Source organism: Allobosea sp. 05T439, assembly GCF_056396005.1.
Genome location: NZ_JBFTKP010000178.1, coordinates 1 through 361 on the forward strand (window position 1 = coordinate 1; position 361 = coordinate 361).

At 65.0% G+C, this 361-nt stretch carries 1 pseudogene; it reads left to right on the forward strand.

The features are described 5' to 3' along the window. Positions 1-361: pseudogene (locus AC1DIO_RS35620) on the forward strand (HlyD family type I secretion periplasmic adaptor subunit); the annotation flags it as partial.

The window sequence follows — 361 nt, forward strand, 5'->3', positions numbered from 1 at the left end:
TCGCCGCGATCACCTTCCCGGCCGAGCTCGCCAAGGTCTTCGACGAGGCGGATCAGATCATCCAGGGCGAGACCCGGTTGTTCGACGGCAACCGCACCAACCGCGAAAGCCGCAAGGAACAGCTCGAGATCAGCGTCGTCCAGTCCGGCGAGGAGATCAAAGGCCTCGAGGCGCGCAAGGTCGCCAAGGTCGAGGAGCTGCGCCTGGTCGAACTCGAGCGGAACAAATATCTCGGCCTGTTCKAGAAGGGCTTCATCGACGGCACGAAGGTCTACAACATCAACCGCGAATGGGCCCGCCTGCTCGGCGAGCGCGGCGAGATCGAAGCCTCGATCGCCCGCGCCCGGCTGCGCGTCAGCGA